Source organism: Pedobacter suwonensis (assembly GCF_007833675.1).
Lineage (GTDB): Bacteria > Bacteroidota > Bacteroidia > Sphingobacteriales > Sphingobacteriaceae > Pedobacter > Pedobacter suwonensis.
On record NZ_CP031708.1, the window covers coordinates 874,473 to 901,192 of the forward strand.

Below are 26,720 nucleotides of genomic sequence, written 5' to 3' on the forward strand. Positions count from 1 at the left end.
TTACTTGTTTGGAATACATTCTACAGAGGTACAAACAGCCCAGGCCCATTCGCATGCTGTTTTTTTACCTTTAATGTAACCGTTAGGGTTAGTTGTAGAAGTACTGTTAGAAACTGAACCAACAGGGATACCATCAACTATTGTTACACTACCTCCAGTGCTCGAAGAAGAACCCCCGCCAACAGGAAGTACACAATCAACAACTTTCTCGTCGGTTAATACACCGGCACTGCTGTTTGAACTGTTGCTGTTGCTATCATCGCTGCCGCCGCTACCGGTATTGGTAAAATCTCTCGCTGCTGCTGCAAAGCCAAAGTTATTTGCTCCCAAACCATATCCGTTAAATGCGTATTGAACGTTTGCAGCTAGTGCCAAAGTAAGAATTCCGATTCCTGCGAGTTTTAAAAATTTCTTTTTCATTTTCTGTTTTTTTTAGTTTTTTAAATTTATTGATTAAATAATTTTTAGTTTGCCGGTACTAAGTCACCAGTGCTGCATTTTAAGTAGGTTATAAATCATATTAATTGTTTGTTTTTTTCTGGTAATCCATCGGTCTGTTCCTGATCAGCTGTTTGAGTTCCTTTTTTAACGAATCGCTATTGTACCAAACTTTGATCCTTTGGGTAGAATAGGCACTTAACAGCACTACATAGCCGATCAGCAACATCATCTGAAACTTTTTCCCAATGGTATTTATTGAAAATAAGAGTCCAACAATAATCATAAACGCCCCTATCGAGGAGATGTAAACGTAGCGGTCGGATATAATTGAAAACCTTGAAATGGGGATAATATGGATGGTTAATAAGATATTTACAATAAAGAAGAGCAGGCAGAAAATATAAAAGCGGTCTTTTATCAATTTTGCACCGATAGCGGTTAACAGCAGTAAAACCGTGGGATAGAAATAAAAGAAATTGGGTAGTGGTTTTCCAATTTCGTTCGGAAAAGGATACACATACAATAACCTAATAGGAATCAAGCATTTAACAAAATACTCAAATAAGCAATAGCAGGCAAAAATGAGCGTTTGATAAAATGGATATTTTTTCTGCATCGAAATCAATCCTTCCCCGTTATCGGCCTGAGACATGATGGTTACCAGTCCAAGTACGAGCGAAAGCAGAAGAAATGGAATTTTTTCAATCCACAGCTGCTTATCCTTAAAATTCCGTCCGGCCAGATAATCAAAAGTGAATAAAGTTAGGGAAAATGCAACTGCCTGTTCTTTTGCACCGAAAGAAAGTAGGAAAAATAGCGCACTCCCAAAAAGATGGCTGATTTTTTTTGACCGGATATAATTTAAATAGCATAGGCACGCCCCTATATAGAAAGAAGCATAAATAAGAATCTTTGAAGCCGATATCCAGGCAACAGGTTCGATAAGAAAAGGGTGGATACCAAATATAAGCGACACAAAAAATGCCTGTTGGCTAATTTGCGCGGTAGTTAAATGCTTTACAAAACCGAGCAGGCTTTTAACCAGCCTGTAAACCAACTGAACATTAACCAGATGGATAAGTAGGGCAGAAAAGTGAAAATAAAAAGGCTTATAACCAAAAAGGGAATAAATAATGGTATAATAAAGCTGGTTTAAAGGAGAGTACTGTCCATTGTAAAACTGCGAAAATATAGCCTTTAAGTTTGCTATGGTTAATCCATCTGATGTATACGTATTAAAAAGTACCCAATGATCGTCCCAGTATACCTGAAAACTATTGTGCAAGCTTTGCTGCAGTACGATAAAGGGTACAATAAACAGTACCAGCGATTGGATCTGATCTTTCCAGGGATTAAGAAAATCGGTTGACAGGTTGTGAAAGATTTTCTTTGATGTTGTAGTAAGTTCTGTCATATCAACTGTTTTTAAATGTTAATGTTTTTACTTTGGGATAATGCTTTAAAAGGCTCATTCTTATAATAAAACCAGTAAACCAATGGTATAAAATAAAGGCTAACCGGGGTTCCGATAATCATCCCTCCTATTAATGCAAGTGAAAGTGGCCGTTGTAACATCGAACCGATATCACTTCCGAACATAAATGGCACTACAGATAATATTGTTGTTAAGGAGGTCATAACAATAGATTTAAGCCTTTTTGTACCCGCCAGGTGGATACATTCCATTAAATCGTATTTACCCGTTTTCCTTAACTGGTTAATGGTATCAAGTTTTATGATAGAATCGTTTATAATAATTCCGCACATTACAACCAGGCCAATCAGAGAGATCAGGTTAACCGACGAGCGGAAGCAGAACAGCATAATTAATGCACCGCTCATACTTATAGGAAGTTCTAACAGCACAATAACAGGCTGAATAAGCGATTGAAACTGGGAAGCCAGAATAAAGTATAAAAGCAATACCGACACGGCTATAACCCAGCTCATTTCGGCAATGAGCTCCCGGTTTTCGAAATAACTGCCCTCTATACTGTAATCTGTTCCATTGAGATGGTTTTTAAGATAACCGAGTATGCCAGCTTCTTCGCTGCTCTCTATCCCAATGGGTATAAAGGTGCCGCCCATATCTGATGATATGCTTTTGTATGCTTCGATTGTGGTAAGCCGCAGCAGTTTACCGATTGGCACTGCAACCCCATTTCTGTTGGTGAGTACCATATGCGAGACCACATTATTAAAAAATTCGGGCTTATGTTTTAAACTGATTGTTGTTTGGGCATTCCCCTCTGATAGGTAGCCAATATCCTGCCCTTTGAAGTATTCGAGCAGGTAGTTCTGGATATCCTCCAGGCTCAAAGCGTACCTTAGCAATACAGACGGGTCGGCATAAAGCACATAATTTTTATTTTTTTTCGGTGTAGTTATCTGAGCTTTTTTAAATATCACCGATAGTTTTTGGCCCAGATCCTTCAATTTATCGTTAAGCTGGATACTTTCTTCGCGAGACCTTATTTTAAGCACCAACGACTTTTGATCCCTACCAAAAACTTGCTCAACAATATTTTTAGGATAGCTGATGGTTAACGTAGATGACGGAAATTTTTTATTCAGGTAACTATAAATCATCGCTTTAGCAGTATCAGCCATACGCTGGCTAGCGAATTTCATGTATAATTCGGCCTCTGTACTGCCAGGTTTAGCAAAATGATTCATAACATACTGCTCTTCACCTATACTGGCACTGTACTGATCAATCAGCTGTGCGATATGACCAATTAGATCTTTTACCCTCGAAGAATTTTCTGCGATGCCGGTGTTGTCATTCCAATCGATATGGGCCGAGAGCTCTAAGCGGTTAAAGGATGGGAGATGTTCCTTTTTTAACAAACTGAAGAAAAGCGCATTGGCTGCAATCAACAGACATACAATGACTACAGAAAAAACTTTATTGGCAAATACCCAATGAAATCCTTTGTTGTAAAGGCGTTCGAAAAAATCGAAGCTTAAAACAGAAAGAAGTTTGGTTATTGTATCAGATCTAACTGCCCATGGGGTAGATTTCTTTTTGTTAACCAGCAGGTATAATGTAGGCAAAAGTGTTACCGAAACCAGCAAAGAGGTAAAAAGCCCCAGGGTAATGGCCATTGCCTGATCAAAAAACAATGCCCCTGCAATCCCACTTAAAAAAACGAGTGGAACAAAAACCGAGCAAGTGGTTAACACCGAGGAAATCAGTGGCCGGAAAATTCCGGCTGTTCCCTGTGCGCATGCTTCTTCAAAATCCGGGGTCTCCAGGTATTGCTGACTAATGTTCTCGATCACGATTATTGAATTATCGATCATTAGCCCTACACCCAAAACCAGGCCGGATAGCGAAACAATATTAATGGTAAGGCCAAAAACACTGAACAGTAAAATGGTAATCAGGAGTGATGTAGGTATTGTAATGATTACCAAAACTGCCGAACGCCAATTTCTGAGAAAGCAGAATATCATGGTTAGGGCAAGTATACTACCGATCATCAGATCTTGCTTAAGGGTAGAAAGAGCGTATTTAAGCAGTGCGGTCTGATCCTGGCTCTGGCGAAAAGTAATATCCGGATAATCTGAGCGCACCGACCTTAACAATTGGTCGATATTTTCCTTCAGGTCGTCGAGATTGGCTGTTGGCTGTTTGATTATGGCAAGATCAATTGCACGTCTGCCATCCGAAAGGAATAAGCCTTTGCTTTCTTTACTCCTCAAGCCTATTTTTGCCAGATCGGAGAGTTTAAACTGCCTGCCGTTCTTTACCACAACAATAGAAGAAACATCATCTAGGGTAAGTGGCCGCTGCCCTTCTACCTGGATATGGAGGGTTTGCATATCCTGCAGCACATCAATTCCACCAAAATCCATATTCTGCTGCTGTATGGCAGAGATCAGGTCTCCGTTGTTCAGCCCTGTAATTTTCATCAACGGGTAATCCGGTTCTACAAACAACTCTCTGCCCGATAAACCGGTTACATCTACAAATGCCACCTCGGGCAACTGCTCAAACCTTCTTTTAATTACCTGATCTGCGAAAGTAGAGAGGCTTTCAAAATCCCGTCCTTCTACCTTGTTACTTTTATCCTTTAATGCAATTTCCAAATGAAAAACGGGGATGTTTGCCGCATCAGTTTTAATAGCTTTAGGCCTTTGTACACCTTTTGGCAGCTGATCCATTACCTGGTCTATCTTTTCATTAACTTCAATAAAAGTTAGATCCAGATCTGTTTTAAAATCAAACTGCAATTTCAGAACAGCATAGCCATCGCGGCTTTCGCTATTTAGATTTTTGAGTCCATAAAGCTGAGAGAAGCGGTTAGATAATAAACCGATCACATTGTTCTGCAGTGATTTTGCTGAAACCGTTTGGCTGTTTATCTGAACAGTTATTTCCGGTATCTGTATGTTGGGAAGAGGGGTTTTGGCAATTTTATTCACCGCAATAAGCCCCAAAATAACCAGCGCGGTAAAAATCATTATCACGCTTACAGGCTTCTTAATAATGAAATTAATCATGGCTGCCGGATTTGGTTATAAACTGGACAGTTGACCTTTTAGCAGGTTTTAACAGGGTTAGTGGCAATAAAACCAGAATAGCTGGTACGGAAATAACCAGACCGCTTATTATGCTCCAGTTGACCCCGTTCCTAATGTCTTTGGCCTGCATAAAAACGGTTGGTAACAAGGAGAATATCAATGATACAATGCTCAGCGAGATAAGCAGTAAATTTCGGTATACCACTTTTACATAATGATTAACCGGTCTAAAAACACTGCTTTTACGGATACTGAAATGATTGACCAAAAGTACAGCTGCCCTCACTACCATGCTGCTTAACAGAATAAGTGGTAAAATTCCCCCATCGTGCAAGGGGCAGTTAAATACATAGGCAGATGTAAAAAAACCTATTAATGAGAGCGGGATAAAAACAATAACCGATAACGCATTCCGTAAACTGTTAAAAATAATTGCGCAGGCAAAAAATATAATGATAACGATGTAAATAAAGGATAATAGCCTGTTTCTGGTTATCTGCTTTAAACCATCTGTCTGTCCATCGTTAATGCTATAGCCCAATGGAAGCTGCCTGCTTATTTTTTCGATAATCTGATCAGAAACCTTTTTTCCGAGATAGGCATCGCCAATGAAATTATAATTAACAACCACCCTGTACTGTTGGTTGAGCCTATTGATTTCAGACAATGATTTTGACCGCTGAAGTACCATAACCTGCCCTATTCTTAAACCGAAGCTGCCACTTTTTAAGTTCTGATGCTGGAGATCCCATAAATGTGGTTTTTCTTCCACATCTCTCAACTGTATAAGTTGCGACTGATATGGTATGGTAGTTTCAGCATCACCATAGTTATCATATAACATTCTGGATAACCTGGCAGCGCTCAAACCTATAATTTCGTTTTTTGGTTTAATGGGGCTCATTACATAATCCAGCCTCGAATCGTTGCGTTCGGATAGCATATCCTGATCAAAGAAAATCCGGTTTACCCTTTCATTTTCCTTAAGCTCATCCTCTACCCGTGCTGCAAACAGCATCATTTTTTCATAATTATACCCGCTTAAATTAATGGCATAGTTCGTTTTTTCTGTTTTCACTTCAGTGCTAAAGCCTTCTCCTACGCCATAGATGGCAAATTCGGCCAGGCCATTTTCATCCGCCTTAAGCTCCAGCTTCTTTTTAAACATCATCGGAAAGCCTGTACTGTCTGAAGATTTATCAAAATAGATTACCATTTGTGCATGCTCAGCGTCAACAATCCTTGATTGAAAAGTCCGTATCTCCTTAAAAGCCGACAGATAATCTTCCCAATCAGTTACCACTTCTTTTATCTCCGAAAAAGCATATCCTTTAGCTATCTCGATATTAATCCCGATTCTGGTTTCGCTTGTTTCTTCATCACTTTGTATATCCTTATTGCTCTGTAGCCAAAAAAGTCTCAGGGTGCCCCCCAGCGCAATATCAATAAAGGGCTTTATGTGTTCTCTATATTGCGGTACTGCCGTTAGCCTGTTGTAAAATTTCGCAAAACCTTCGTCGCTGTTTATCTTTTCCGGCAGTAAGAAAAACGGCAGTCCAAATAATAATACAGTAGCAAAAAGGATTAATATTCTAAAGCGGAGCAGATGTAAAACAAAGTGCCGGTACAGATTTATAAAGCCTAAATGACTTATGGCTTTTTTACGTTTCAATGAGTAGGAATGTTCAACTTTGATATAAGCGATTAGTGCAGGCATTAATATTACTGCCAATATTGTAGATATCACACAGCTTGTCATAATCACAATTGCAAAGCCATGGTAGGTGTTACCGAAACCACTGTTGGGCAAAATAATTATCGACAGGGCTGCAATTGTGGCAAAATTAATTGCCAATGTGCCTGATGATGTATTTTTTATTTTGCCACGTAGGTTCGAGATAAGCACTGCCATACAGTTGGTCATCATCATCCCAACAGAGATAACAATACCCGTATATGCATATTCATCAAGTTTGAGCCCCAATAACCGGTATACCAAAAAAGAAATAGAAAGTGCCCCTGTAATAAATAAAAAAGTTAGCAGTATGGGATTAAAGCGTTTAAATACCACAAAAACAGTTAACAGTACAATTGCAATAGCCATTAATACCTGGATAATTGCGCGCCACAATCCGGTATTTTTTTTGGCAACCTCATCATATTGCAGTAAAAGAGATATACCTTTTGGCATCTTATTTTGAAGAACCGAAACGAGCTGTTTTATCCTCATCCAGGTAAAAAGAACGTGGTATTTTTGGTCTGCAACAATTTCTACGATCCTAACCTGTTTACCGTCTATCCTCAAAATATTTTCATCATCCGATTGATTTATGCGCACACTGGCCACCTGATGTAGCGGAATGATTTGGCCATTGCTAATCCCAATCGGAAAATCAGACAGATTCTGGACATTATTTTCTTCTTTTTTAACAATCAGGTTTCTATAAAACACCTGACCACCCGCCGTTCTGTCTGGCACTTTCCCTAACCCTTCCTCTGCATTGGCAAGATTATTTGCCAGCACCCCTGTGGTGAGCGATAGTTTTTCGAGATCATTCCTTCTATATCCTACCTCTATGTTTTTTTTTGATGCCCCTATTATATTTACCTGACTGATTCCCTTTAAAGCAAGCAGAGGTTGCTGTATATTGCATTTGATAAATTCTTCTATATTATCGAACCCGTTAACTGGTATTACATAACTTAATAAAGGGAGTTTGCTTTTATCGCTTCGATCTACACTGGTTACCGGATATGATACTTTTTTTGGAAAGCCTGGATAAAGCTGGCCCATCAGTGTGGAGATTTCGAAACGTTTTTGCATTAGTTTTTCCGGGTCGGTTACCTTTGCCTTCAGATAACCAAATCCCCTGCCCGAAACGGATCTGATTTCCTGAAGTCCGCTTACTGTAGCCAACAAACCTTCTATTTTGCGGGTAACCTGATCTTCTACAACTTCAGGAAGGGCACCGCTATAACGAAAAGTGATATTAATTTGTCCGTCATTGTACGCATTATCCCGGCCATACAATACATAAAATCCTGATACCGCACCAAAAATGGAGAGCGTTGCGAAAAGTATTAAAATAGAAAAGGCACGGTCTCTACTCATACTATAAGGTTGCTTGATTATCGGTTAATAACTTCTGTACCTTTACAGCTGTATTATCGGCAAGCTTTAGGTTATTGCCAACAATTACCTGATCTCCGGGCTTAAGTCCGGATTCAATAGATACATACCTGGTATTTTCTTTACCGCGCTTAACGTAATTCCACACGGCGCGGCCATTTACGCAGGTAAATACCACGCTCCTGTTCTGCCTTTGAACAATAGCCTCTTTTGGGATGAACAATGTATTGGATGATGTTTTTTTCACAATGATTTTTGTGGCCATGCCATCAATCAGCGAACCATCTGTATTTTGCAGTATAGCCTTAACCCTGATAAACCCACTATTATCGATAACAGGATTAATTTCCGAAACATTACCCCTGTATAACAGCTCATTACCGTATGCAACAACATCTATCTTATTGCCCACATGTACAATTCCAAGTTCGGTTTCGAGCACCGAGAACTCAACGCTCATCATCGAATCGTTAAACAGATCGCAAAGTTTCTGGTAGGCATCTATGGTACCATTCGGATTAATGGCCAGATTTGCGATTCTTCCGGTAAAAGGAGCAATGAGTACCGAACGTTGCAATGAATATTTTATATTCGCCAGTTCGTACCTGGCATTTAAAAAGCCGCTTCTGATCTTGGCCATTTTCATAATTCCATTCGGAATACCCGATGAATCGCGCAAACGGTAACCATAATCGATCAGGCGGTCGTCCAGTTCAATCATTGCCTTATCCATATTTTCATTTGCCCTTACCAGCTGCATTTTTAACTCTGTAGGATCGAGCCTGCCAATTACCTGTCCTTTTACCACGCGATCGCCATTTTTTACTGATAACTGAACGAGTTTACCCGATGATTGAAAAGAAAGTGCTACTTTTTCATTTGCAATAATTTTCCCGTCACTCAACAGTTCCTCACTGAAATCTCCAAACCCAACTTTCGAAACTTCCACCAGAACACGCCTGTCTTTTTCATCCCTTGTATGATTGTTTACAGTTTGCTCCTGGGTTCCATTGTTACAGTTCTGGAAGAATATTGCTGTAATTGCCAGGATAAATAAGTTACGTCCGATTTTCATATTATGATCTTTATATATTCCCACCACCCTGTTCATCTAAAGCGAGGTTATTGTTCCCTTCAAAATCAAAGAGTGTTAACATTCTGATGGAGTAATAAAGCAACCAATACCCCTGAAGGGTATCAACATATTCGTTGGTAGCCCTATCCTTATCAAGCAAAGCATTATTGAAATCGGTAAAATTTAAACTCCCTATGGTATATTTTTGAAAGGCCACATTATAGCGCCTTGTTGCTAAATCCCTTGTTTCTTTAGCTATCTGGATCAGTTCTTTCTGAAGCTGCCACCGCATTACCTGATAGGAAACATCCTGTTCCATAGTCATTTCCTGCTGGCTGATCCTATTTTCTTCAAGATAAAGGTTTGCTTCGGCCCTTTTCCTGTTTGATTTATTCACGCCCCAATCCATTAAAGGAAAATAAAAACTGATCCCCACAGCCTGGTTACGTAAAAGATCGTTATAGGCAGCTCCAAGATGCTGATCACTTTGGGTAAGGCCGATATTCGCATTAATACTAAAAGAAGGGCCGGTTAACGATTTTGTACGCTGTATTTCCTGCTGGGCCTCTAGTTTTCTCCTTTTAAATTCATAGTAATATTTCCGGTTATCCTTAGTCATCGTAATGGCCCTGTCAAGTTCTACCGCAAAAAAATGCATATCCTCTGGCAGTTCCAGCTCCGTTCCTTTTTCCAATTGTGCATTTAGGTACCTTGAAAATGTTTGTAGCGCAACCTCCCGGTGTAACACCGATGCCGACAATCCTTTTCGGGCATTTAAATGACTAACCTGTGCCTGTAAAAGTTCGTTGAGGTTAATGGTCCCAATCTCAAAGCGCGACTTTGATATTTTTAGCAGCGTATCTATATTTTTAAGATTCTGCTGATCGAGTTTGAGTTGGATATCGGCCTTGAGCAAGGCAAAAAACTTCTCTGTTGTTGAATAGGAAATATTTTCTATACTTTCAAAAAATGCCCTTTTTGATTCCTCCAATTTTAAAGGTTCAATTTTCCTCCGCCACTTCAGTTCATTATAAAACACATTAGATTGGGTATAACTTACAGAAAGCGGTACCGAGGTATAAGATTTATAGTGGTTATTCCCAAAGTTATCTAAACGCTGGAGCGAACTGGAAACCGCGAGATTTCCACCGGTAAACCCTACATTTTGAGATAGGTTTAAACTTAAACTTGAATTTGCTACATTTTGGCTGATAAAATCGTTCTTTCCGTTAGGAAGCGTTAAAATATTAATACTCCTGAAATAATTGGGCAATACCCCTCTTAACGAAAACTTTGGCAGAAACCCAGCTTTATAAGCCGCGAAATCCCAATACGATGATTGTTTTGCATAGGTAGAAATCTTCGTATCAAGTGAGTTTTTTCTTGCCATATCAATGCTTTCGAAAAGAGTGAATTTGTTTTTCACCTGGGCCTTGATGGGCAGAAAGAAAAAAAAAGGCTGCAAAAGAAGTATTAAAACAATACAGCGTTTATTAAATTTCATGAGCGTTAAGAAAAATTTTATCGTGAAACTGCCTTTAAGCATCCACAGGCCTAAAACACAACAGCAATTATTTATATCTTTTGCACAAACGGTTCGCCAATAGGCGCATTAAGACATTAAAGAATTGGGGTATCTAACTAATGGCGTATAAAACTGTCAATTAACGGTACAGTTTGTTGGTATACAAATTGCCCATCCCACTACACACCTGATATAAGTACCTTTATGAGATGGATTTCCGGGAATAAAACAATCAACAAGTTGTTCCTGAGAGAAAAGCTGACTGGAGCTATTGGGATTGGAATTGTCATCATTGCTGTTTCCTCCGTTACTGCTTCCGTTAGAACCTGTTGAATCCTGGGCCATTACATTGCCCGGGTTATTTTTATCGCCAAGGCCGTAACCCAAAATTGCATAATGGATGTTTGTAGTAAGTGTGGCCATTATAAGTGCCGCCATCATAAATTTCAATGCAGTGTTTTTCATAGATTTGGTTATTTGATCTGTTCAGTGCCGATATCGACAATGCTAATCTTGACATTATTTTAGAAAAAAAAATTTCTATTATGTAACCTGCACGAATTATTATGCGAAATGCATCAGCTGGCTGATACTGTTATAATATCGAAAGAATATATTTGTAATGTTAGCTTAAACTAAAATCCTTTAAACTTTTTGATGGTACTTTCCTGTGTTATAATAGACGATGACTTATCTGTACTCCAGCAAATGGAGCAGTACATAGATAAAATTCCTTTTTTGACTTTAAAAAAATCGTACAGCGATCCCAATGAGGCTGTAAATGATATTATTAAAAAAAATGAGCTGATCGATATTCTTTTTACAGATGTTGAAATGCCGGGTCTTTCCGGAATTGCACTGTCTGATATTATAAAGAAAAATGTAAGTTCGCTTGTTGTTGTAAGCGCACATACCAAGTATGCCGTTGATGGTTATAATGTAAATGCCAAACAATTTTTAACCAAGCCATTCAATTTCAACAAGTTCGAAACAATAGTAAATAACCTGGTCAATAAAATTGGCGAAAGCCATCCTTACATCATGATCAGGCTGAGCGCAAAAGGTGAAATGCTAAAGGTTTATCTTGACGAAATAATTGCGATAGAAGGGGCTTCAAACTATATTAAAATCCATACCCTAACCAAAGTGGTAATGCCATATTATACTATGGCAAAAATCGAAGAGAAGCTCAATCTTTTCAAAAATTTTAAACGCATAAACAAATCTTTCATCATATCGGCAAAACAGATCGAAAAAATTAACGGCGATAACATTGAATTAAAAAAAGGGCTGGTGGTTACGGTAAGCCGATCCTACAAAAATAACCTCAAATCATTTCTTTCCGGATTATCTAATATTAACTGATAATGGCAACTATTGATGATCAGTGGGATAGACCGTATAATTATCTGCCCAATGGGATAACGATATCTACCCTAAATAGATCTTCACCCTCCAAACCGTAGGTAAATTTCAAATTTTCACCAAATGCAGTCCTTAACCTGCTTTCGATATTTTTCATGCCGCTATTGGTTCCAATTTTTTCGATGGTGTAACTTACTAAATTTGATGTTTGGATAAATAACAGGTTATCCTCAGCAAATACAGCCATAAGCGCGGGCTTCTCTTCCACGCATAAATTGCCATGCTTAAACATGTTTTCCATCAGCGTGAGCAAAACCAGCGGGATCATCCGCAGATGCATAGTTTCGGCAGAAAAATACAGATCGATAAAAATAGATTGGTTCTTACGGAGCTGATACAGATAAACCAGTTTTTCTACCTGTGCCATTTCATCTTTAATAATGACCATATCATCAACGCCCGAATCTATTGCAAACCTCATGATATCAGAAAGTACAATAACAGCTTCTCCGGCATCTTCCGGATTTATTTTAATGTTATTGTATACGTAACTGAGTGTATTGAATAAAAAATGTGGATTAATCTGAGCACGCAGAAAATCATTGTGCGATTTTGAAAGCATATCTGCCATGCGCTCTTCGTTAATGATGGCAAGAAGTCGTTGTTCTTCGAGTTCGTTGCTCCGTTTTTTTTCAAAAAAATAAGTTCTGATAAAGTAATAGGCCGAAGCAAAGCCACTGAAATAAATGTAACGGTATAGGGTACTAAGAACATAATCGCGGTTTAGTGCAACAGAAACTTTGTGGGTAATAATATGATAGCGAATCAATAACATATCGGCACCAAGGTTAAAAAAAAGATAGATGCAGAAAAGAACAGTAAAAATTAACGGTATACGGTAGAAAGTTTGGTTTTTAAACCTTGTGGCCCAGGGCAAACCGATGAAACAAACGGTATAGAAATAAGAAATAACAATTGCATAGTGGAGGCAATAAGTTAACAGATTGCCAAAAACGCCATAAATTAACCCAATAAGTACGGTTTCATAAGCTATAAAAACACCCCATGCCAACAGGTGTATCCAATATTTTTTAATGCATTTTTTAATAATCTTAATCATGAATAAAGAGCGGTATAAATAGAATTTAAGCCTGTTTACATAATTTTTTTTTCAGGTAAAAAAGCAATACATAAGTTTCTAAAAAAAACGATTTATGAAACAGCAAACCAACAAAATCAAAGTAAAAACAATTTTCACATTTGGTCAGAAAAAAGGGAAAGACGGCTTAAGTACAGATGTTACCACGCTTACTACCAGCTTAACAGTTACTGGTTGGAGATGAATTTAATACCCGGGCCAAACTAAAATCCCTAAACCTTTCGTTTGGCCTTTATTAAATGATCGTCTACAAATTTGTGGAAGTGTTTCCTGTAATAATCGCCAATGGTTACTTTTTGTCCGCCATCCATAGTTACTACATTTCCATCAATAGAATCAATCAGGTTTCTGTTCAATATAAAGCTGCGTTGAAACTGGATAAAACCACGCTCACTGCCGAGATTCTTCGACATTTCGCTTAAAGACATATATGTTAATATCCTTTTGCCCGAAATGGTATGAAGCTGCACATAATTTGATTTGCTTTCGGCAGATACAACATCCTTAAATCTGACCTTAACCAGACGCAGGTTATCGTCGCTGCTCTTCACAAAGAAAAAATCCTGCTGCACATCCTTTTGGTTACCCTGCTCAAAGGAGAAAATTTCATTCTTAAACGAAAACAACCGCTGGATTACATCCATAAATTTCGCGAGCGAAAAAGGCTTAAGCAGGTAATCATTTGCCCGCACTTCAAAAGCCTCAAAGCCATATTTTGTATGGGCAGTGGTAAAAATCAATCTTTCGGTATTATTCCTGATTATTTTTGCCAGTTCGATCCCCGAAATTTCGGGCATATCTATATCCAATAAAATCAGATCCAACCGTTCTTCATCGGTAATTTCTTTTAATGCTTTTACAGGATCGGTATAGGTAGCTACCAATTCCAGTGCAGGCATTTTTAAAAAATAACTCTTTAATCCTTCAATGGCGTGCGGTTCATCATCAATAATCACACATCTGTACATAAGCGTCAACTAAAACGTTTAAATATAACATATATATATATTTTTGACAAAGCTTTTCAAAATCTTTGTTTGGTATTAATTAAATTTCAGGGACAAACTTCAAGATTCATTTTTCGGTTAGCTTGAAGCCATTCTTGACCAAAGGATAATGGATATCTCTTGGAAAGATCTGATAGATGGCTACGAATGGAGAGCGGTAATAAATTTAGACGTTACGGATGAAACTTCTATAAACGGATATTGGTATGGGCAAATCTTGGGCAGAATTTTGCTCTTGTTAATAACTTCAGAAATTTCCCCCTTATATTTCCTAGAATTTTCGTATTTCATATTCTTTAATTGAAATGTGAAGTACAAAACTCCATGACTAATAGTGTCTGTATTTGTTCAAAGCGCTTTTTTTGTGTTCAAAATGAGTTACATATCTCTATCATTTAGTCTAAGGCCACGATCAAATTAGTAGTAAAACAACTAGTTTCATTAATGTGCGATATCAGTTTGCTTTCAGATGAATTAAACTTGGATGCCAGAAGAAGTTCTTGGCTACCCATGAACTGCTCAACGCCATCCAAAGTGAATCCTGAATGGAAGGCCTGCACGATCATTCGCGAGGTCAATGTTGATGACTTGGTCTTCTCCTCAACCTACTGCTCTCCGGTGTTATTCTGTTCTTTCCAGAACTGCTCTTCTAAATGTGAATGCAGGTATAAAGCAGAAGATGTTAATAAACAGTTTGTTAAATTTTTGGATGACTATAGCCTAAATGCAAAAACTGCCGAGCTATTCAAAATGGTGATTTTGGATGAATACGCCAGCGATACCTTGAAGAACAAGGAATATAAAACCTATCAGGCCAAACAGCTTACAGAAAACAACAATAAGCTTACACAGGCAAGAGAGCTATTGTCGCTAGGTGATATTGATGAAAACGATTATAAAACCATAAAACTGGAATGCTAGAATGCGGTATTGATTCCTTTAGGACTGTTGCCAGATCAATTCAATCGCATTATCTGTATATCCTAAATTTTTTTATTAACAGATCCACGAATGCCTCTGCAGAATCTTTCAATGCAAAGATCAAAGCTTTTAGAGCAACATCCGGAGGGGTAGAGATATTAAATTCTTCTTATTCAGATTATCGAAAATATATGCTTGAAATGATACCCCCCAAGAATTCCGCTTGATCCTTGATCCCTCTGTTGCCTGTAATAAATGATTTCAAAATCACCTAAAAACAAAAAAGCCCTTTAAGATATCTTAAAGGGCTTTCGGGTGGCTGATGGGGCTCGAACCCACGACCCTCGGCACCACAAACCAATACTCTAACCAACTGAGCTACAGCCACCGTGTTTTTTTGATGTCACAAAAGTACGACTTTTCACATTCCCTGCAAATATTTTTTTAAATGTTTTTACAAGAAATTTTTAATTCCTTAACATTCAATTATTTGAATTTGAAAAAAAATTTCAGCAACAGATAAAATAGGCGATTTTAAACCTAAAAACATAACTTTACCACGTTTATGATCGAAATTTATACAGACGGAGCAGCTAGCGGAAACCCCGGACCAGGCGGTTGGGGTACCATTTTAAGAGCAGGGCAACACTATAAGGAATTAAGTGGCGGCTTCAGGATGACCACCAATAACCGAATGGAATTATTAGCTGTAATCAAAGGATTAGAAGCATTAAAAAGCTTAAACCAGGAGGCAACCGTTTATTCCGATTCTAAATATGTGGTTGATGCCGTGGAGAAAAAATGGGTTTTCGGCTGGGTGAGCAAAGGTTTTAAAGACAAAAAAAACAAAGACCTCTGGTTAAGGTTCCTTGAGCTGTATAAGCTCCATAAAGTTAAATTCGTTTGGATTAAAGGTCACAACGCCCACCCTGAAAATGAACGTTGCGACCGGCTGGCCGTATTTGCTTCTCAAGATAAAGCAAACCTGGCTATAGACAGTATTTTCGAAGCAGAAAGAAATAAAGCTACCTTACTTTAATCCAACCCGCCAATTACATTCAGATCTTCCAGTTTAGCATCTACATCATTCTCGCTAGCGGTTGATTTTGCCGTATACAACAGCATCATTTCTTCCGCTTTTTCTACCATATTTTTGGAGCCGATAAAAATCGGCACGCGTTGATGTAATTCAGTCGGATTAATATCCAGTATCCGTTCGAAACCGGTACTGGCCTTGCCCCCAGCCTGCTCAATAATAAAGGCCATTGGGTTACACTCATATAATAACCTTAACTTACCATTTGGCGAGCGTGAAGTGGTGGGGTAAATATAAATGCCGCCTTTAATCAAATTGCGGTGAATATCACCAACCATAGATCCGATATAACGCGAAGTGTAAGGCCGTTTTGTGGCTTCATCCTCTACCTGGCAATATTTAATGTATTTCTTTACCCCATCCGGAAAATGCACATAATTACCCTCGTTTACAGAATACATATAGCCGTTTTCAGGTATTTTCATCTGCGGATGCGAAAGACAAAACTCACCTATTGATGGATCGAGCGTAAAACCATTCACTCCTTTACCTGTAGTATAAACAAGCATGGTAGAAGAGCCATAAATGACATAACCAGCAGCCACCTGCTCTGTACCTTTCTGCAGCACATCGGCTAAACTGGCCCTGCCTTCAAAAGATTTCCTCCTGTAAATAGAAAAAATCGTACCTACCGCAACATTTACATCGGTATTTGAAGAACCATCCAAAGGATCGATACATACAATGTATTTTGCATTTTGAGAAACCGGTGAGTCGATATGGATAATTTCATCTTCCTCTTCAGTAGCAACAATGCAACATTCCCCGCCACTGGTTAAAGCGGCGATAAATTGTTCATCAGCATACACATCCAGTTTTTTCTGTTCTTCGCCCTGAATATTAGTGGTTCCCACATCACCCAGGATGTCGACCAAACCTGCCTTGTTAATTTCGCGGTTAACAATTTTGGCTGCGATACCAATGTCTCTCAGCAGCCTTGACAGCTCGCCTTTGGCATAGGGAAAATCTGCCTGTTTTTCTATAATAAATTGTCCTAGTGTTTTAACGCCACAAACCATGCTTAGTGTATATTTTACATTATCTACCCGATAATTCTATAACCTCTAAGGTATGAATATTTTCGTCAGTAATGCAAAATCTGATCAGGGTTCGCACTTTATGCCAGCCATGTTTCCCCGCTGCACCGGGGTTTATATGCAAACATTTCAGCTTTTCATCGAACATCACTTTCAAAATATGCGAGTGCCCGGTAATAAATAATTTTGGAGGGTTAGTGTATATTTCAGGCTTTACACAGGAAGAGTATTTACCCGGATATCCTCCAATATGCGTCATCCATACATCCACCCCTTCACAGCTAAATCGATTTTTCTCTGGGAAGTCATTTCTGATTACCACATCATCAATATTTCCAAATACTCCACGCAAAGGCTTAAAGGCGGCTAGAGGTGCAGCTACATCCTGACCAAAATCGCCGGCATGCCAGATTTCGTCCACACTTTCAAAATGCTTAAAAACTGCATCGTCTAAAAAACCATGGGTATCCGAAATTAATCCTATTTTTTTCAAACTATTTTTATTTTTCAACCTTTTCAAGGAGGTTATAACGTGATTATTCTTCCTTCATAGCCTTAAATATGCCGTTCGGCTGTATAAAAGACACTGCATTTACCTGCTTATCTGCAGCAACATCAAACTTAACACTAAACCCTTTAAGTGCCTTTAGGTTAAATGTATCCGCTTCAGTAGCTATCGTTTCATATTCTTGCTGCCCAGGCACATGTACCATCAACGTATTCCCTTTTAAATAGACTTTCACCGTGATTTGACCTAAAGCATATTCACCGGTATATTTTTGAAGTTCTTTAAGCGATAGTATTTTTGCTTCCGGCTTAAAATCAAACATCACAGGCTTATCGCTGCCATCTAAAAAAATGCCTATACCTTGTATTTTACCGTCTACCCCACCCGAAAAGTTAAACATCAGATTACTCTGTACGGTATCCACTACTCCGTTTTTATCAATAGATTTTGGATCAAAAACATCGTAATGCATATGTTTAAGCAACACTTTTTCATCACTTAATAGGGTATATAGCTCATTTTTCTCTTGCCAAACCTTAATTGTGCCATAAGCCGGGTTATCAAATGAACCAACGTAGTCTTTTAGTGGATGCGAAGGAATCGTGTTTAATATAGGTGTACTCTTAGTGCCCTTATTAACCTGCATGTTGGCCTTTATCTTTTTCATGGCTTCTCCATTCCAATCGATTGTTTTAAGGTTAAGCAATCTATCCACAATAGAATTGCGTACAACTGCCGGAACCTGCGAACCGTTTTGATTACTTAACACCACTATCCCCAACTGATCAGATGGAAGAAAAGCAACATTTGCCGAAAAACCATTAATATTTCCACCATGCTCTACCATATAATGCCCCCTATACGACCCAATCATCCAACCTAAACCATAATTGGCTAGAAAAATGTCGTTATGCTCGGCAGGCAAATCGGCTGACATTACCATCTGAGAACTTGCAGCCTCTCGGACATAATCAGTAGGCAGTATCTCCTTTTTCTTAAAAACACCTCCACTAACCCACACCTTTAACCAATTGGCCATATCGTTTGCACTGCTGTTAATGCTACCCGCCGGCCCCATCCCATTAATATTATAGTAATCTACCTTTTTAATCTCACTCCCCTTCGCAACTGTGTAAGGTAAGGAAGCATCGCTATCTTCCTTAAAAGCTTTGATATCTGTATTAGAGCGGTTCATTTCTAATGGAATAAAGAACTTTTCTTTTATATTCTGTTCCCAGGTTTTACCTGTCAATCGCTCTACAATCATTCCCTGAGCGAGGTACATAAAATTATTATAAAACCATTTTTCGCGTACAGCAGCACTGGGCTTCATGTATTTTACCCGCGCAATAATGCTATCTCTATTGGCTGTATTAAACAAAAGCCACGAAAAATCGTATCTCGACAATCCGGTTCTATGTGCCATGAGGTCGCGCAGAATAATCTGGCTATCCATTTCTTCACTATAAAAATGTAGTTGTGGCAGCAAACTTACGGCCTTATCTTCAAACGTCAGTTTTCCTTCTTTTCTGAGTAAACCCAACAAAGAACCCGTAAAAGCTTTACTGCTCGAACCAATTGCAAAAAGTGTATTCGGCGTAACCGGTTTTTTATTTTCCACATCGCGGTAGCCAAAACCTTTACTGTAAATAATGTCATCTCCTTTAACAACCGCTACCGAGAAACCTGCAGCAACCTGATCTTTTAATATTCGGTTAAATAACGTGTCGATCCCCGCTAAAGGATCATCATTTTTTTGATTTTTTGATTGAGCCAGTGACGACAATACCAAGAAGCATAATAGCAAAACATTTAAGATACGTTTCATTTTAAGTTGGATGAGATTACACCACCTAAATTACAAATGATAATGAGATTATATCAGAAAACATGTAAATTCTATTTTCTTAGTAAGCCAAAAAGAAATCTTTAAGCAGTATTTTATATTCAGCCGTATGCACCTTTAAGTCTTCATAAAGATAGAAATCACTTTCCTGTAGTACCGTTCTATTTTTCCCCAGGCATATCATTTGCCTGAAAGCGGCCTTTGATCGGTCGGAATGGATATATATGCTTTTCATCAGCTCCATTCCGTAATATCCGGCCTGCATAACCACATCTTCAGCCTGTTTTATGGGAAGAATCAGCCAGACCTGTCCCTCATCCGTCAACAATTCACTGATCTTTGCCACCAGCATGCTAAAAAAACCTTCCGCAGCATGCCTGGCAATCCCTTTCCGCACCTCTTCATTCTTAAGGTCATTTACAAAAAAAGGTGGATTAGACACAATAAGATCAAATCTATCAGGCGAATTATAGTATTCAATTGCTGTATTACTGACCGTTAAACGATGACTGAATGGCGATTGTTTAAAATTCCGTTCAGCAGTTTTCGCCGCTTGCTCATCGATTTCAACCGCATGTATGTGTGCATCAGGAAAACGTTGTGCCAGCATCAAGGCAATTACCCCCGTACCTGTTCCAATATCCAGTATCCTTTTAGGATTCTGGTGATTGGCCATGGCCCCGATTAAAACGCCATCCGTATTGATCTTCATGGCGCAGCCGGTCTGATCGACCTCAAATTGCTTAAACCTAAAAATACTCATCCTAAACCTCGTACAATTCCAGTGGCAAACCATCCGGATCGGCAAAAAAAGTAAAGCGCTTATCCGTAAATTCATCAATCCGGATCGGCTCAGTGATAATTCCATGTTTATTTAACCTGTCAATCTCCTGCTGAATATCTTTTACTTCGAAAGCCAGGTGCCGCAAACCCTGAGCCTCGGGCCGCGACGGCCTTGCCGGTGGATTTTCGAAAGAGAAAAGCTCGATCTGATAAACACCATTTACCGCCAGATCCAGCTTGTATGATTTCCGGTCTGCCCGGTACACTTCGGCCAACACCGTAAAACCGAGTTTATTCACATAAAAATCTTTCGATCTTTCGTAATCAGAACAGATAATAGCAATGTGGTGGATTCGTAGCATAAGTAATGATTGAATTTAAGAATGAGTGTATGATTAAATGATTTGCAAAGTTCTGCATTCTCGAATTCAAAACTCAATCATTCGTCCATTATTTTAAAATCGTTCAAAATTCTATCATTCAATCCCTCATTCCTTCACTCATTAAATTTAAAAACGCTAAATTTGCGACTTCAAAAAAAAAGCATGATTCATTTCTTCTCTAGTCATCCTGAGCCTGTCGAAGGGCAATCGCAGACGGTTTTTGTTTTGCAAACAGACAAAGCGCTTTCTACTACTGATATTACTAAACTCGAATGGTTATTTGGCGGCGCCAAGATCTCACAGGAAACAGCCCTAAAAGGCTTTTTTGTTGGGCCACGGGCAGCTATGATTACGCCATGGAGTACCAACGCGGTAGAAATTACCCAGAATATGGACATGCAGGGCGTAATCAGGATCGAAGAATTTAAAAAGGTTGACGAAACCTTTGCCGATTACGATCCGATGCTTTCTCAAAAATACGATAACATTGACCAGGATATTTATACCATCAACATCAAGCCTGAACCCATTTTAGAAATTACCGATATTGCTGCCTATAATAAACAGGAAGGTCTTTCTTTAAGCGACGAAGAAGTTGATTATTTAAATACATTAGCACAAAAATTAGAAAGGCCCTTAACCGATTCGGAAGTATTTGGCTTTTCACAGGTGAACTCAGAACACTGCCGCCACAAAATTTTTAACGGAAAATTTGTAATTGATGGAGTAGAGCAGCCTACCTCTTTGTTTAAACTGATCCGCAAAACTTCTGAAGAAAACCCGAACGATATCGTTTCGGCCTATAAAGACAATGTTGCTTTTATTAAAGGGCCAAAAGTACAACAGTTTGCACCTAAACGTGCCGATCAGCCTGATTTTTACACTTTAAGCGATTTTGATTCCGTAATCTCTTTAAAAGCAGAAACACATAATTTTCCAACCACTGTAGAGCCTTTTAACGGTGCCGCAACGGGTTCAGGAGGCGAAATCAGAGACCGCTTAGCAGGTGGACAGGGTTCTTTACCTTTGGCCGGAACGGCAGTTTACATGACCGCGCTTTCCCGTTTAGAAGAAAACCGCCCATGGGAACAAGGTGTAGAAGAAAGGCAATGGTTGTACCAAACGCCAATGGATATCCTGATCAAAGCCTCAAACGGTGCTACCGATTTTGGAAATAAATTTGGCCAGCCGCTCATTACCGGATCGGTTTTAACTTTCGAACACGAAGAAGATAACCGTACCCTTGGTTTTGATAAAGTAATTATGCTTGCGGGCGGTATTGGTTATGGCAAAGCCAGTCAGGCGCAAAAACTTAAACCACAGGAGGGCGATAATATCGTAATCTTAGGTGGCGAAAATTATAGAATTGGAATGGGTGGCGCAGCAGTTTCATCTGCTGATACTGGTCAGCACGGCAGCGGCATCGAATTAAATGCCATTCAGAGGTCAAACCCGGAAATGCAAAAACGTGCGGCCAATGCCGTTCGTGGTTTGGTAGAGAGCGATCATAACCCGATCATTTCCATCCACGATCATGGTGCAGGTGGCCACCTGAACTGTTTATCAGAACTGGTTGAAGAAACCGGTGGTTTGATTAACCTGGATAAACTTCCGGTGGGCGATCCTACCCTTTCGGCCAAAGAAATTATCGGTAACGAATCGCAGGAAAGAATGGGATTGGTAATCGGTAACGAACATATCGAAACCCTTCAAAAAATTGCCGATCGCGAGCGTTCACCGATGTATACCGTTGGTAAAGTTACAGGCGACCACCGTTTCACTTTTAAATCGGCCACTACAGGTTTAAAGCCGATGGATTTAGAACTGGCTGCCATGTTTGGCAGCTCGCCTAAAATTGTAATGGAAGACAGTACAGTTGACCGTAAATACGAAGCCATCACCTATAACAACAGCGAATTAAATACTTATTTAGAACAGGTGCTTCAGTTAGAAGCCGTTGCTGCTAAAGATTGGTTAACCAATAAAGTTGACCGCTGTGTGGGTGGACGCGTAGCCAAGCAGCAGTGCGCCGGTCCGTTGCAATTGCCGTTAAACAACTGCGGTGTAATGGCTTTAGACTTTCAGGGGAAAGAAGGTATTGCCACTTCAGTTGGCCACTCACCTATCTCAGCACTGATCGATCCGGCTGCAGGTAGCCGCAACGCCATCGCCGAATCACTTTCAAATATTGTTTGGGCACCTTTAAAAGAGGGTTTGAAAAGCGTTTCGCTTTCTGCCAACTGGATGTGGGCCTGTAAAAACGAAGGTGAAGATGCCAGATTATATTCAGCTGTAAAAGCCTGTTCTGATTTTGCAATCGATTTGGGCATCAACATTCCAACCGGAAAAGATTCCTTATCGATGAAACAGAAATATGCCAATGGTGATGTAATTGCACCAGGAACGGTGATTATTTCTGCAGGTGCCAACTGTGATGATATTACTAAAGTGGTTGAACCAGTATTACAAAAAGATGGTGGCGCCATTTACTACATCAACCTGTCTACCGACAGCTATAAGCTGGGCGGTTCATCTTTCGCACAGATTTTAAACAAAGTAGGTACCGAAACACCTGACGTAAAAGATGCAGCGAAATTTAAAAACGCATTCAATACCTTACAACAATTAATTAAGGCAGGTCAAATCCAGGCCGGACACGATGTTGGCAGCGGTGGTTTAATTACAACGCTGTTGGAAATGTGTTTTGCCGACCGTGACTTAGGCGCCCAACTCGATTTATCAGCTTTAGCCGAGCAGGATAGCACTAAATTGCTTTTTGCCGAGAATATTGCCGTTGTTTTCCAGGCTGATGTTGCTGCAGAGGCTACCTTAACCGAAAATGGCGTTGCTTTCCACAAAATTGGTACAGTAAACACTACGGCCAAACTGGAAGTTAAAAATGCTGGTGATAGCTTTAGTTTTGATATCGACCATTTACGCGATGTCTGGTTTAAAACTTCATACTTGTTAGACAGCAGACAAACCGGCAACTGCTTAGCCAAAGCGCGCTACGATAATTATAAAAACCATGTTTTAAATTACAGTTTCCCGCTTACTTTTGATGGTAAAAAACCGGTAATCGACGAAACGAAGCCAAGACCAAAAGCCGCTATTATCCGCGAAAAAGGAAGTAATTCTGAGCGCGAACTGGCAAACGCCATGTATTTAGCCGGTTTTGATGTAAAAGATGTTCACATGACCGATTTAATTACCGGCCGGGAAACTTTAGAAGATATCCAGTTTATCGGTGCGGTGGGCGGTTTCTCTAACTCTGATGTTTTAGGATCGGCGAAAGGCTGGGCAGGTGCATTTTTATATAATGAGAAAGCGAGAATTGCTTTAGAGAAATTCTTTGCCCGTCCTGACACCTTATCTGTGGGAATCTGTAACGGCTGTCAATTGTTTATTGAGCTGGGCTTGATTAATAAAGACCATACCGATAAACCTAAAATGTTGCACAACAAAAGCGGCAAACACGAAAGTATTTTCACTTCGTTAACCCTGCAGGAAAACAATTCGGTAATGCTATCGAGCCTTGCCGGCAGCACTTTAGGGGTTTGGGTATCGCATGGTGAAGGAAGATTCTCTTTACCATACACAGAAGATCAGTACAAAATTGTAGCCAAATATGCTTACGAAACTTATCCGGCCAATCCGAACGGTTCCGATTACAACACCGCCATGTTATGCGATGAAACCGGCCGTCACCTGGTGATGATGCCACACATTGAACGTTCATTGTTCCAATGGCACTGGGCAAATTATCCTGCAGGCCGTAAAGACGATGTTTCACCATGGATGGAGGCCTTTGTGAATGCCAGGAAGTGGATTGAAAACAAAGGATAGTATTAAATGGAAGAGGTAAAATGGATGATGGAATTAAAACCATCATCCATTTTTTTTATCGTAACCCATAGAGTTGTCAACTTAATAGCATAGCCGCAAGAAAGTTGACAACTCTCCATAACTAAATTAAAATTTATTAACAGCCCCTGAAACAAGTTACCATTGACAGACTTTCTAAAAAATTCGTTATTGCGAGTCATCATCATGGCTTCACCTTGAAAAAAATGGGGATGACGTTTTGTTTTATTTCTAATCGGATTAAGTTTTAATTTTGTGAGAAATAGCAGGGTAAGCTACATACCCCGTACCTAACCTGGAGCCTTTGAAGAGAGAGCCTGATTGCGAGTTTGGGACTGTAGTTCTTTGAAATAAATATTGTTGGGAACTCTCCCTGATGGAAGTTTACCACGCTTTTAAGCTTAAACATTTATAGAACTTCAGAGCTTGCCCTGCTTACTTATTAGAAATAAGATGAGCAAAGTTAGTAAAATCAAAAAGAAAAAGGAATTCTCCAGCAGAGAAGGTCTGAAAATGGAACGGTTTGGCTTACTGTACCCAAGATCTGCTGGTATTGACGTTGGCAGTATGCTTATGGTTGTATCTTATACCGACCGTAATGATATGATTCATGTTCGGGAGTTCAACAGTTTTACCCAGAGCCTTGTGGAACTCTCAGAACTACTTCAAGGGGAAGGGGTTGAGCAGGTAGTAATGGAAGCAACCGGCGAATATTGGAAAACACTTTACTGTATATTGGAATCCCATGGCATTCAGGTTCTGATGGCCAATCCAAGCCACTACAGGAATGTAAGCGCTCAGAAAACTGATATCAACGATGCGCAATGGCTGCATCAGTTGCTCGCTCACGGCTTAATCCGCAGTTCACATATTGCCAATGAGCTATATCGACAGCTACGGCGCTATGTGCATGAAAGAAAAACCTGTCAGGATCTGAAAAGCGATACACTAAACCGCATCCAAAAAACCCTTACCCTGATGAACATAAAGTTCCAGCACCTGATCAGTGATATCGAGGGCGTTGCTGGAATGAAAATATTGCGGGCTATCATTTCTGGGGTGAGCAAGCCTGAAACTCTGTTAAGTCTTGTCGGCCTGAACCGTTTAAAAGCAAGCCCTGAAGACCTGATGAGTTCACTGGAAGGTGATTATCAGGAACACCATATCCATATTCTTGCAAGTATGATGAAAGCCTATGATTTCCACAAAAGCCAGATGCTGGAGTATGAATATTATATTGAGGCTACACTGCAAAAACTGGTTCCTGTTTCTGATCCGGATAAAGCACTAGCGGTTATAGGTGATAAAAGAGTTAAAGCCCGCAAGAACGAATACCATTTCAACCTCAGCGATTACCTGGAAAGCATATTTGGTGTAGACCTTACCGCTGTGGACGGCCTGGATGAAATTGGTTTGCTGGCCATTCTATCAGTAACGGGGAACGATATGAGAAAATGGCCCACGGCATCACACTTTGCAAGCTGGCTGAATCTATCCCCCCGGCCTAAAATATCAGGAGGCAGGAAAATAGGCAACGAGAAACGGAGCACCAATAATCCCGCCACCCAGGCCTTTCGCCTTGCCGCAAATAGTTTGTGGCAAAACAAAGGGCCAATTGGGCAGCAATATCGAAAACTGGCCGCAACAAAAGGGGCAGCTAAAGCGATAAAAGCTATAGCTAGGAAATTAGCTATAATCTTTTATAACATGGTGCTCAAAAAGGAAGCTTTTGATCCCAAAAAGATACAACAGAATTTGGAGATTCGCGAGGCTAAAAGGATAGCTAGACTATTAAAGGACGAAGCAAATATGGGATACATCATTCAAAAAGTAGCCTGATAATTAACAACTTAAATGAACGTCATTATAAGGAGGAACGACGAAGCAATCTTTCATCCCAATGATCCTTGTTATAAAGATTGCTTCGTCGGCTGAAAAAGCCTTCTCGCAATGACGATCCTCGGAGGTTTATTTCAATTAGATGCTACTGTCAATCATATTGATTTTTTATACAATAAATTATCCCTCAGGGTATCACATCTAACAAAAA

The 26,720-nt window shown here is 39.6% G+C and carries 21 protein-coding genes and 1 tRNA gene; 7 read left to right on the plus strand and 15 right to left on the minus strand.

Annotation, left to right across the window (positions count from 1 at the left end):
- The 7 genes from DV942_RS03500 to DV942_RS03530 form a co-directional block, all read right to left on the minus strand.
- Entirely contained in the window at positions 1-420 is a 420-nt protein-coding gene (locus tag DV942_RS03500; RefSeq protein ID WP_090985411.1) for a hypothetical protein, read from the minus strand.
- A gap of 100 nt (positions 421-520) precedes the next feature.
- Complete coding sequence (locus DV942_RS03505) at positions 521-1,855, minus strand: hypothetical protein (RefSeq protein WP_145855317.1); 1,335 nt, start codon at positions 1,853-1,855, stop codon at positions 521-523.
- Positions 1,856-1,866: 11 nt separating this feature from the next.
- Complete coding sequence (locus tag DV942_RS03510) at positions 1,867-4,950, minus strand: efflux RND transporter permease subunit (RefSeq protein ID WP_145855319.1); 3,084 nt, start codon at positions 4,948-4,950, stop codon at positions 1,867-1,869.
- Entirely contained in the window at positions 4,943-8,083 is a 3,141-nt protein-coding gene (locus DV942_RS03515) for an efflux RND transporter permease subunit (RefSeq protein ID WP_145855321.1), read from the minus strand. The genes DV942_RS03510 and DV942_RS03515 overlap by 8 nt, the downstream gene beginning before the upstream one ends.
- A gap of 1 nt (position 8,084) precedes the next feature.
- Positions 8,085-9,176: an efflux RND transporter periplasmic adaptor subunit gene (locus DV942_RS03520; RefSeq protein ID WP_186462413.1), complete on the minus strand. Its 1,092-nt coding sequence runs from the start codon at positions 9,174-9,176 to the stop codon at positions 8,085-8,087.
- Between the two features lie 10 nt (positions 9,177-9,186).
- Positions 9,187-10,680 (minus strand): TolC family protein, encoded by a 1,494-nt coding sequence (locus DV942_RS03525; protein WP_186462414.1) that lies wholly within the window; start codon positions 10,678-10,680, stop codon positions 9,187-9,189.
- 156 nt (positions 10,681-10,836) lie between these two features.
- Entirely contained in the window at positions 10,837-11,166 is a 330-nt protein-coding gene (locus DV942_RS03530) for a hypothetical protein (RefSeq protein ID WP_145855327.1), read from the minus strand.
- Between the two features lie 243 nt (positions 11,167-11,409).
- On the opposite strand from DV942_RS03530, the gene DV942_RS03535 reads away from it, so the two are divergent.
- On the plus strand, positions 11,410-12,066 hold the full coding sequence (locus tag DV942_RS03535; RefSeq protein WP_186462415.1) for a LytR/AlgR family response regulator transcription factor: 657 nt from the start codon (positions 11,410-11,412) through the stop codon (positions 12,064-12,066).
- A gap of 40 nt (positions 12,067-12,106) precedes the next feature.
- On the opposite strand, the gene DV942_RS03540 is transcribed toward DV942_RS03535, so the two are convergent.
- Complete coding sequence (locus tag DV942_RS03540; RefSeq protein ID WP_090985395.1) at positions 12,107-13,186, minus strand: sensor histidine kinase; 1,080 nt, start codon at positions 13,184-13,186, stop codon at positions 12,107-12,109.
- A gap of 94 nt (positions 13,187-13,280) precedes the next feature.
- Here DV942_RS03540 and DV942_RS23965 point away from each other — a divergent pair, with 94 nt between their 5' ends.
- Positions 13,281-13,409 (plus strand): hypothetical protein, encoded by a 129-nt coding sequence (locus DV942_RS23965; protein WP_262987386.1) that lies wholly within the window; start codon positions 13,281-13,283, stop codon positions 13,407-13,409.
- 28 nt (positions 13,410-13,437) lie between these two features.
- Here the strand turns inward: DV942_RS23965 and DV942_RS03545 are convergent, their stop codons facing one another.
- A complete protein-coding gene (locus DV942_RS03545; protein ID WP_090985393.1) occupies positions 13,438-14,193 on the minus strand; it encodes a LytR/AlgR family response regulator transcription factor in 756 nt (251 codons plus the stop codon).
- A gap of 483 nt (positions 14,194-14,676) precedes the next feature.
- Between DV942_RS03545 and DV942_RS03550 the strand changes: the two genes are divergently transcribed.
- Both DV942_RS03550 and DV942_RS03555 read left to right on the plus strand, forming a co-directional pair.
- A complete protein-coding gene (locus DV942_RS03550) occupies positions 14,677-15,153 on the plus strand; it encodes a hypothetical protein (RefSeq protein ID WP_145855331.1) in 477 nt (158 codons plus the stop codon).
- The gene (locus DV942_RS03555) at positions 15,147-15,380 is read left to right on the plus strand and encodes a transposase (RefSeq protein ID WP_244950819.1); all 234 of its coding nucleotides are present in this window, start codon (positions 15,147-15,149) and stop codon (positions 15,378-15,380) included. The genes DV942_RS03550 and DV942_RS03555 overlap by 7 nt, the downstream gene beginning before the upstream one ends.
- 87 nt (positions 15,381-15,467) lie before the next feature.
- On the opposite strand, the gene DV942_RS03560 is transcribed toward DV942_RS03555, so the two are convergent.
- Positions 15,468-15,541: transfer RNA gene (locus DV942_RS03560), tRNA-His, on the minus strand.
- A gap of 177 nt (positions 15,542-15,718) precedes the next feature.
- Between DV942_RS03560 and rnhA the strand changes: the two genes are divergently transcribed.
- Positions 15,719-16,192, plus strand: coding sequence for a ribonuclease HI (rnhA, locus tag DV942_RS03565; RefSeq protein WP_145855333.1), 474 nt, complete (start codon positions 15,719-15,721; stop codon positions 16,190-16,192).
- On the opposite strand, the gene fbp is transcribed toward rnhA, so the two are convergent.
- From fbp to gloA2, 5 genes are all read right to left on the minus strand, one after another.
- Positions 16,189-17,268: a class 1 fructose-bisphosphatase gene (gene fbp / locus DV942_RS03570; protein ID WP_145855335.1), complete on the minus strand. Its 1,080-nt coding sequence runs from the start codon at positions 17,266-17,268 to the stop codon at positions 16,189-16,191. The two genes, rnhA and fbp, sit on opposite strands and share 4 nt — an antisense overlap.
- A 19-nt stretch (positions 17,269-17,287) precedes the next feature.
- Positions 17,288-17,779, minus strand: coding sequence for a metallophosphoesterase family protein (locus tag DV942_RS03575; RefSeq protein WP_145855337.1), 492 nt, complete (start codon positions 17,777-17,779; stop codon positions 17,288-17,290).
- 43 nt (positions 17,780-17,822) lie between these two features.
- On the minus strand, positions 17,823-19,622 hold the full coding sequence (locus DV942_RS03580; protein ID WP_145855340.1) for a serine hydrolase: 1,800 nt from the start codon (positions 19,620-19,622) through the stop codon (positions 17,823-17,825).
- A gap of 79 nt (positions 19,623-19,701) precedes the next feature.
- A complete protein-coding gene (locus tag DV942_RS03585; protein ID WP_244950820.1) occupies positions 19,702-20,352 on the minus strand; it encodes a tRNA1(Val) (adenine(37)-N6)-methyltransferase in 651 nt (216 codons plus the stop codon).
- A gap of 52 nt (positions 20,353-20,404) precedes the next feature.
- Positions 20,405-20,785, minus strand: a complete 381-nt coding sequence (gene gloA2 / locus DV942_RS03590) for an SMU1112c/YaeR family gloxylase I-like metalloprotein (RefSeq protein ID WP_090985378.1) — start codon at positions 20,783-20,785, stop codon at positions 20,405-20,407.
- Positions 20,786-20,968: 183 nt separating this feature from the next.
- Here gloA2 and purL point away from each other — a divergent pair, with 183 nt between their 5' ends.
- Entirely contained in the window at positions 20,969-24,652 is a 3,684-nt protein-coding gene (gene purL / locus DV942_RS03595) for a phosphoribosylformylglycinamidine synthase (protein WP_145855344.1), read from the plus strand.
- 471 nt (positions 24,653-25,123) lie between these two features.
- Positions 25,124-26,509, plus strand: coding sequence for an IS110 family RNA-guided transposase (locus DV942_RS03600; RefSeq protein ID WP_244950821.1), 1,386 nt, complete (start codon positions 25,124-25,126; stop codon positions 26,507-26,509).
- The last annotated feature ends 211 nt before the right edge of the window (positions 26,510-26,720 follow it).

Coding starts and splice junctions, on each gene's coding strand:
- DV942_RS03500 (WP_090985411.1), bottom strand. CDS start 420: ATGAAAAAGAAATTTTTAAAACTCGCAGGAATCGGAATTCTTACTTTG.
- DV942_RS03505 (WP_145855317.1), bottom strand. CDS start 1,855: ATGACAGAACTTACTACAACATCAAAGAAAATCTTTCACAACCTGTCA.
- DV942_RS03510 (WP_145855319.1), bottom strand. CDS start 4,950: ATGATTAATTTCATTATTAAGAAGCCTGTAAGCGTGATAATGATTTTT.
- DV942_RS03515 (WP_145855321.1), bottom strand. CDS start 8,083: ATGAGTAGAGACCGTGCCTTTTCTATTTTAATACTTTTCGCAACGCTC.
- DV942_RS03520 (WP_186462413.1), bottom strand. CDS start 9,176: ATGAAAATCGGACGTAACTTATTTATCCTGGCAATTACAGCAATATTC.
- DV942_RS03525 (WP_186462414.1), bottom strand. CDS start 10,680: ATGAAATTTAATAAACGCTGTATTGTTTTAATACTTCTTTTGCAGCCT.
- DV942_RS03530 (WP_145855327.1), bottom strand. CDS start 11,166: ATGAAAAACACTGCATTGAAATTTATGATGGCGGCACTTATAATGGCC.
- DV942_RS03535 (WP_186462415.1), top strand. CDS start 11,410: ATGGAGCAGTACATAGATAAAATTCCTTTTTTGACTTTAAAAAAATCG.
- DV942_RS03540 (WP_090985395.1), bottom strand. CDS start 13,186: ATGATTAAGATTATTAAAAAATGCATTAAAAAATATTGGATACACCTG.
- DV942_RS23965 (WP_262987386.1), top strand. CDS start 13,281: ATGAAACAGCAAACCAACAAAATCAAAGTAAAAACAATTTTCACATTT.
- DV942_RS03545 (WP_090985393.1), bottom strand. CDS start 14,193: ATGTACAGATGTGTGATTATTGATGATGAACCGCACGCCATTGAAGGA.
- DV942_RS03550 (WP_145855331.1), top strand. CDS start 14,677: ATGTGCGATATCAGTTTGCTTTCAGATGAATTAAACTTGGATGCCAGA.
- DV942_RS03555 (WP_244950819.1), top strand. CDS start 15,147: ATGCTAGAATGCGGTATTGATTCCTTTAGGACTGTTGCCAGATCAATT.
- rnhA (WP_145855333.1), top strand. CDS start 15,719: ATGATCGAAATTTATACAGACGGAGCAGCTAGCGGAAACCCCGGACCA.
- fbp (WP_145855335.1), bottom strand. CDS start 17,268: ATGGTTTGTGGCGTTAAAACACTAGGACAATTTATTATAGAAAAACAG.
- DV942_RS03580 (WP_145855340.1), bottom strand. CDS start 19,622: ATGAAACGTATCTTAAATGTTTTGCTATTATGCTTCTTGGTATTGTCG.
- DV942_RS03585 (WP_244950820.1), bottom strand. CDS start 20,352: ATGAAGATCAATACGGATGGCGTTTTAATCGGGGCCATGGCCAATCAC.
- gloA2 (WP_090985378.1), bottom strand. CDS start 20,785: ATGCTACGAATCCACCACATTGCTATTATCTGTTCTGATTACGAAAGA.
- purL (WP_145855344.1), top strand. CDS start 20,969: ATGATTCATTTCTTCTCTAGTCATCCTGAGCCTGTCGAAGGGCAATCG.
- DV942_RS03600 (WP_244950821.1), top strand. CDS start 25,124: ATGAGCAAAGTTAGTAAAATCAAAAAGAAAAAGGAATTCTCCAGCAGA.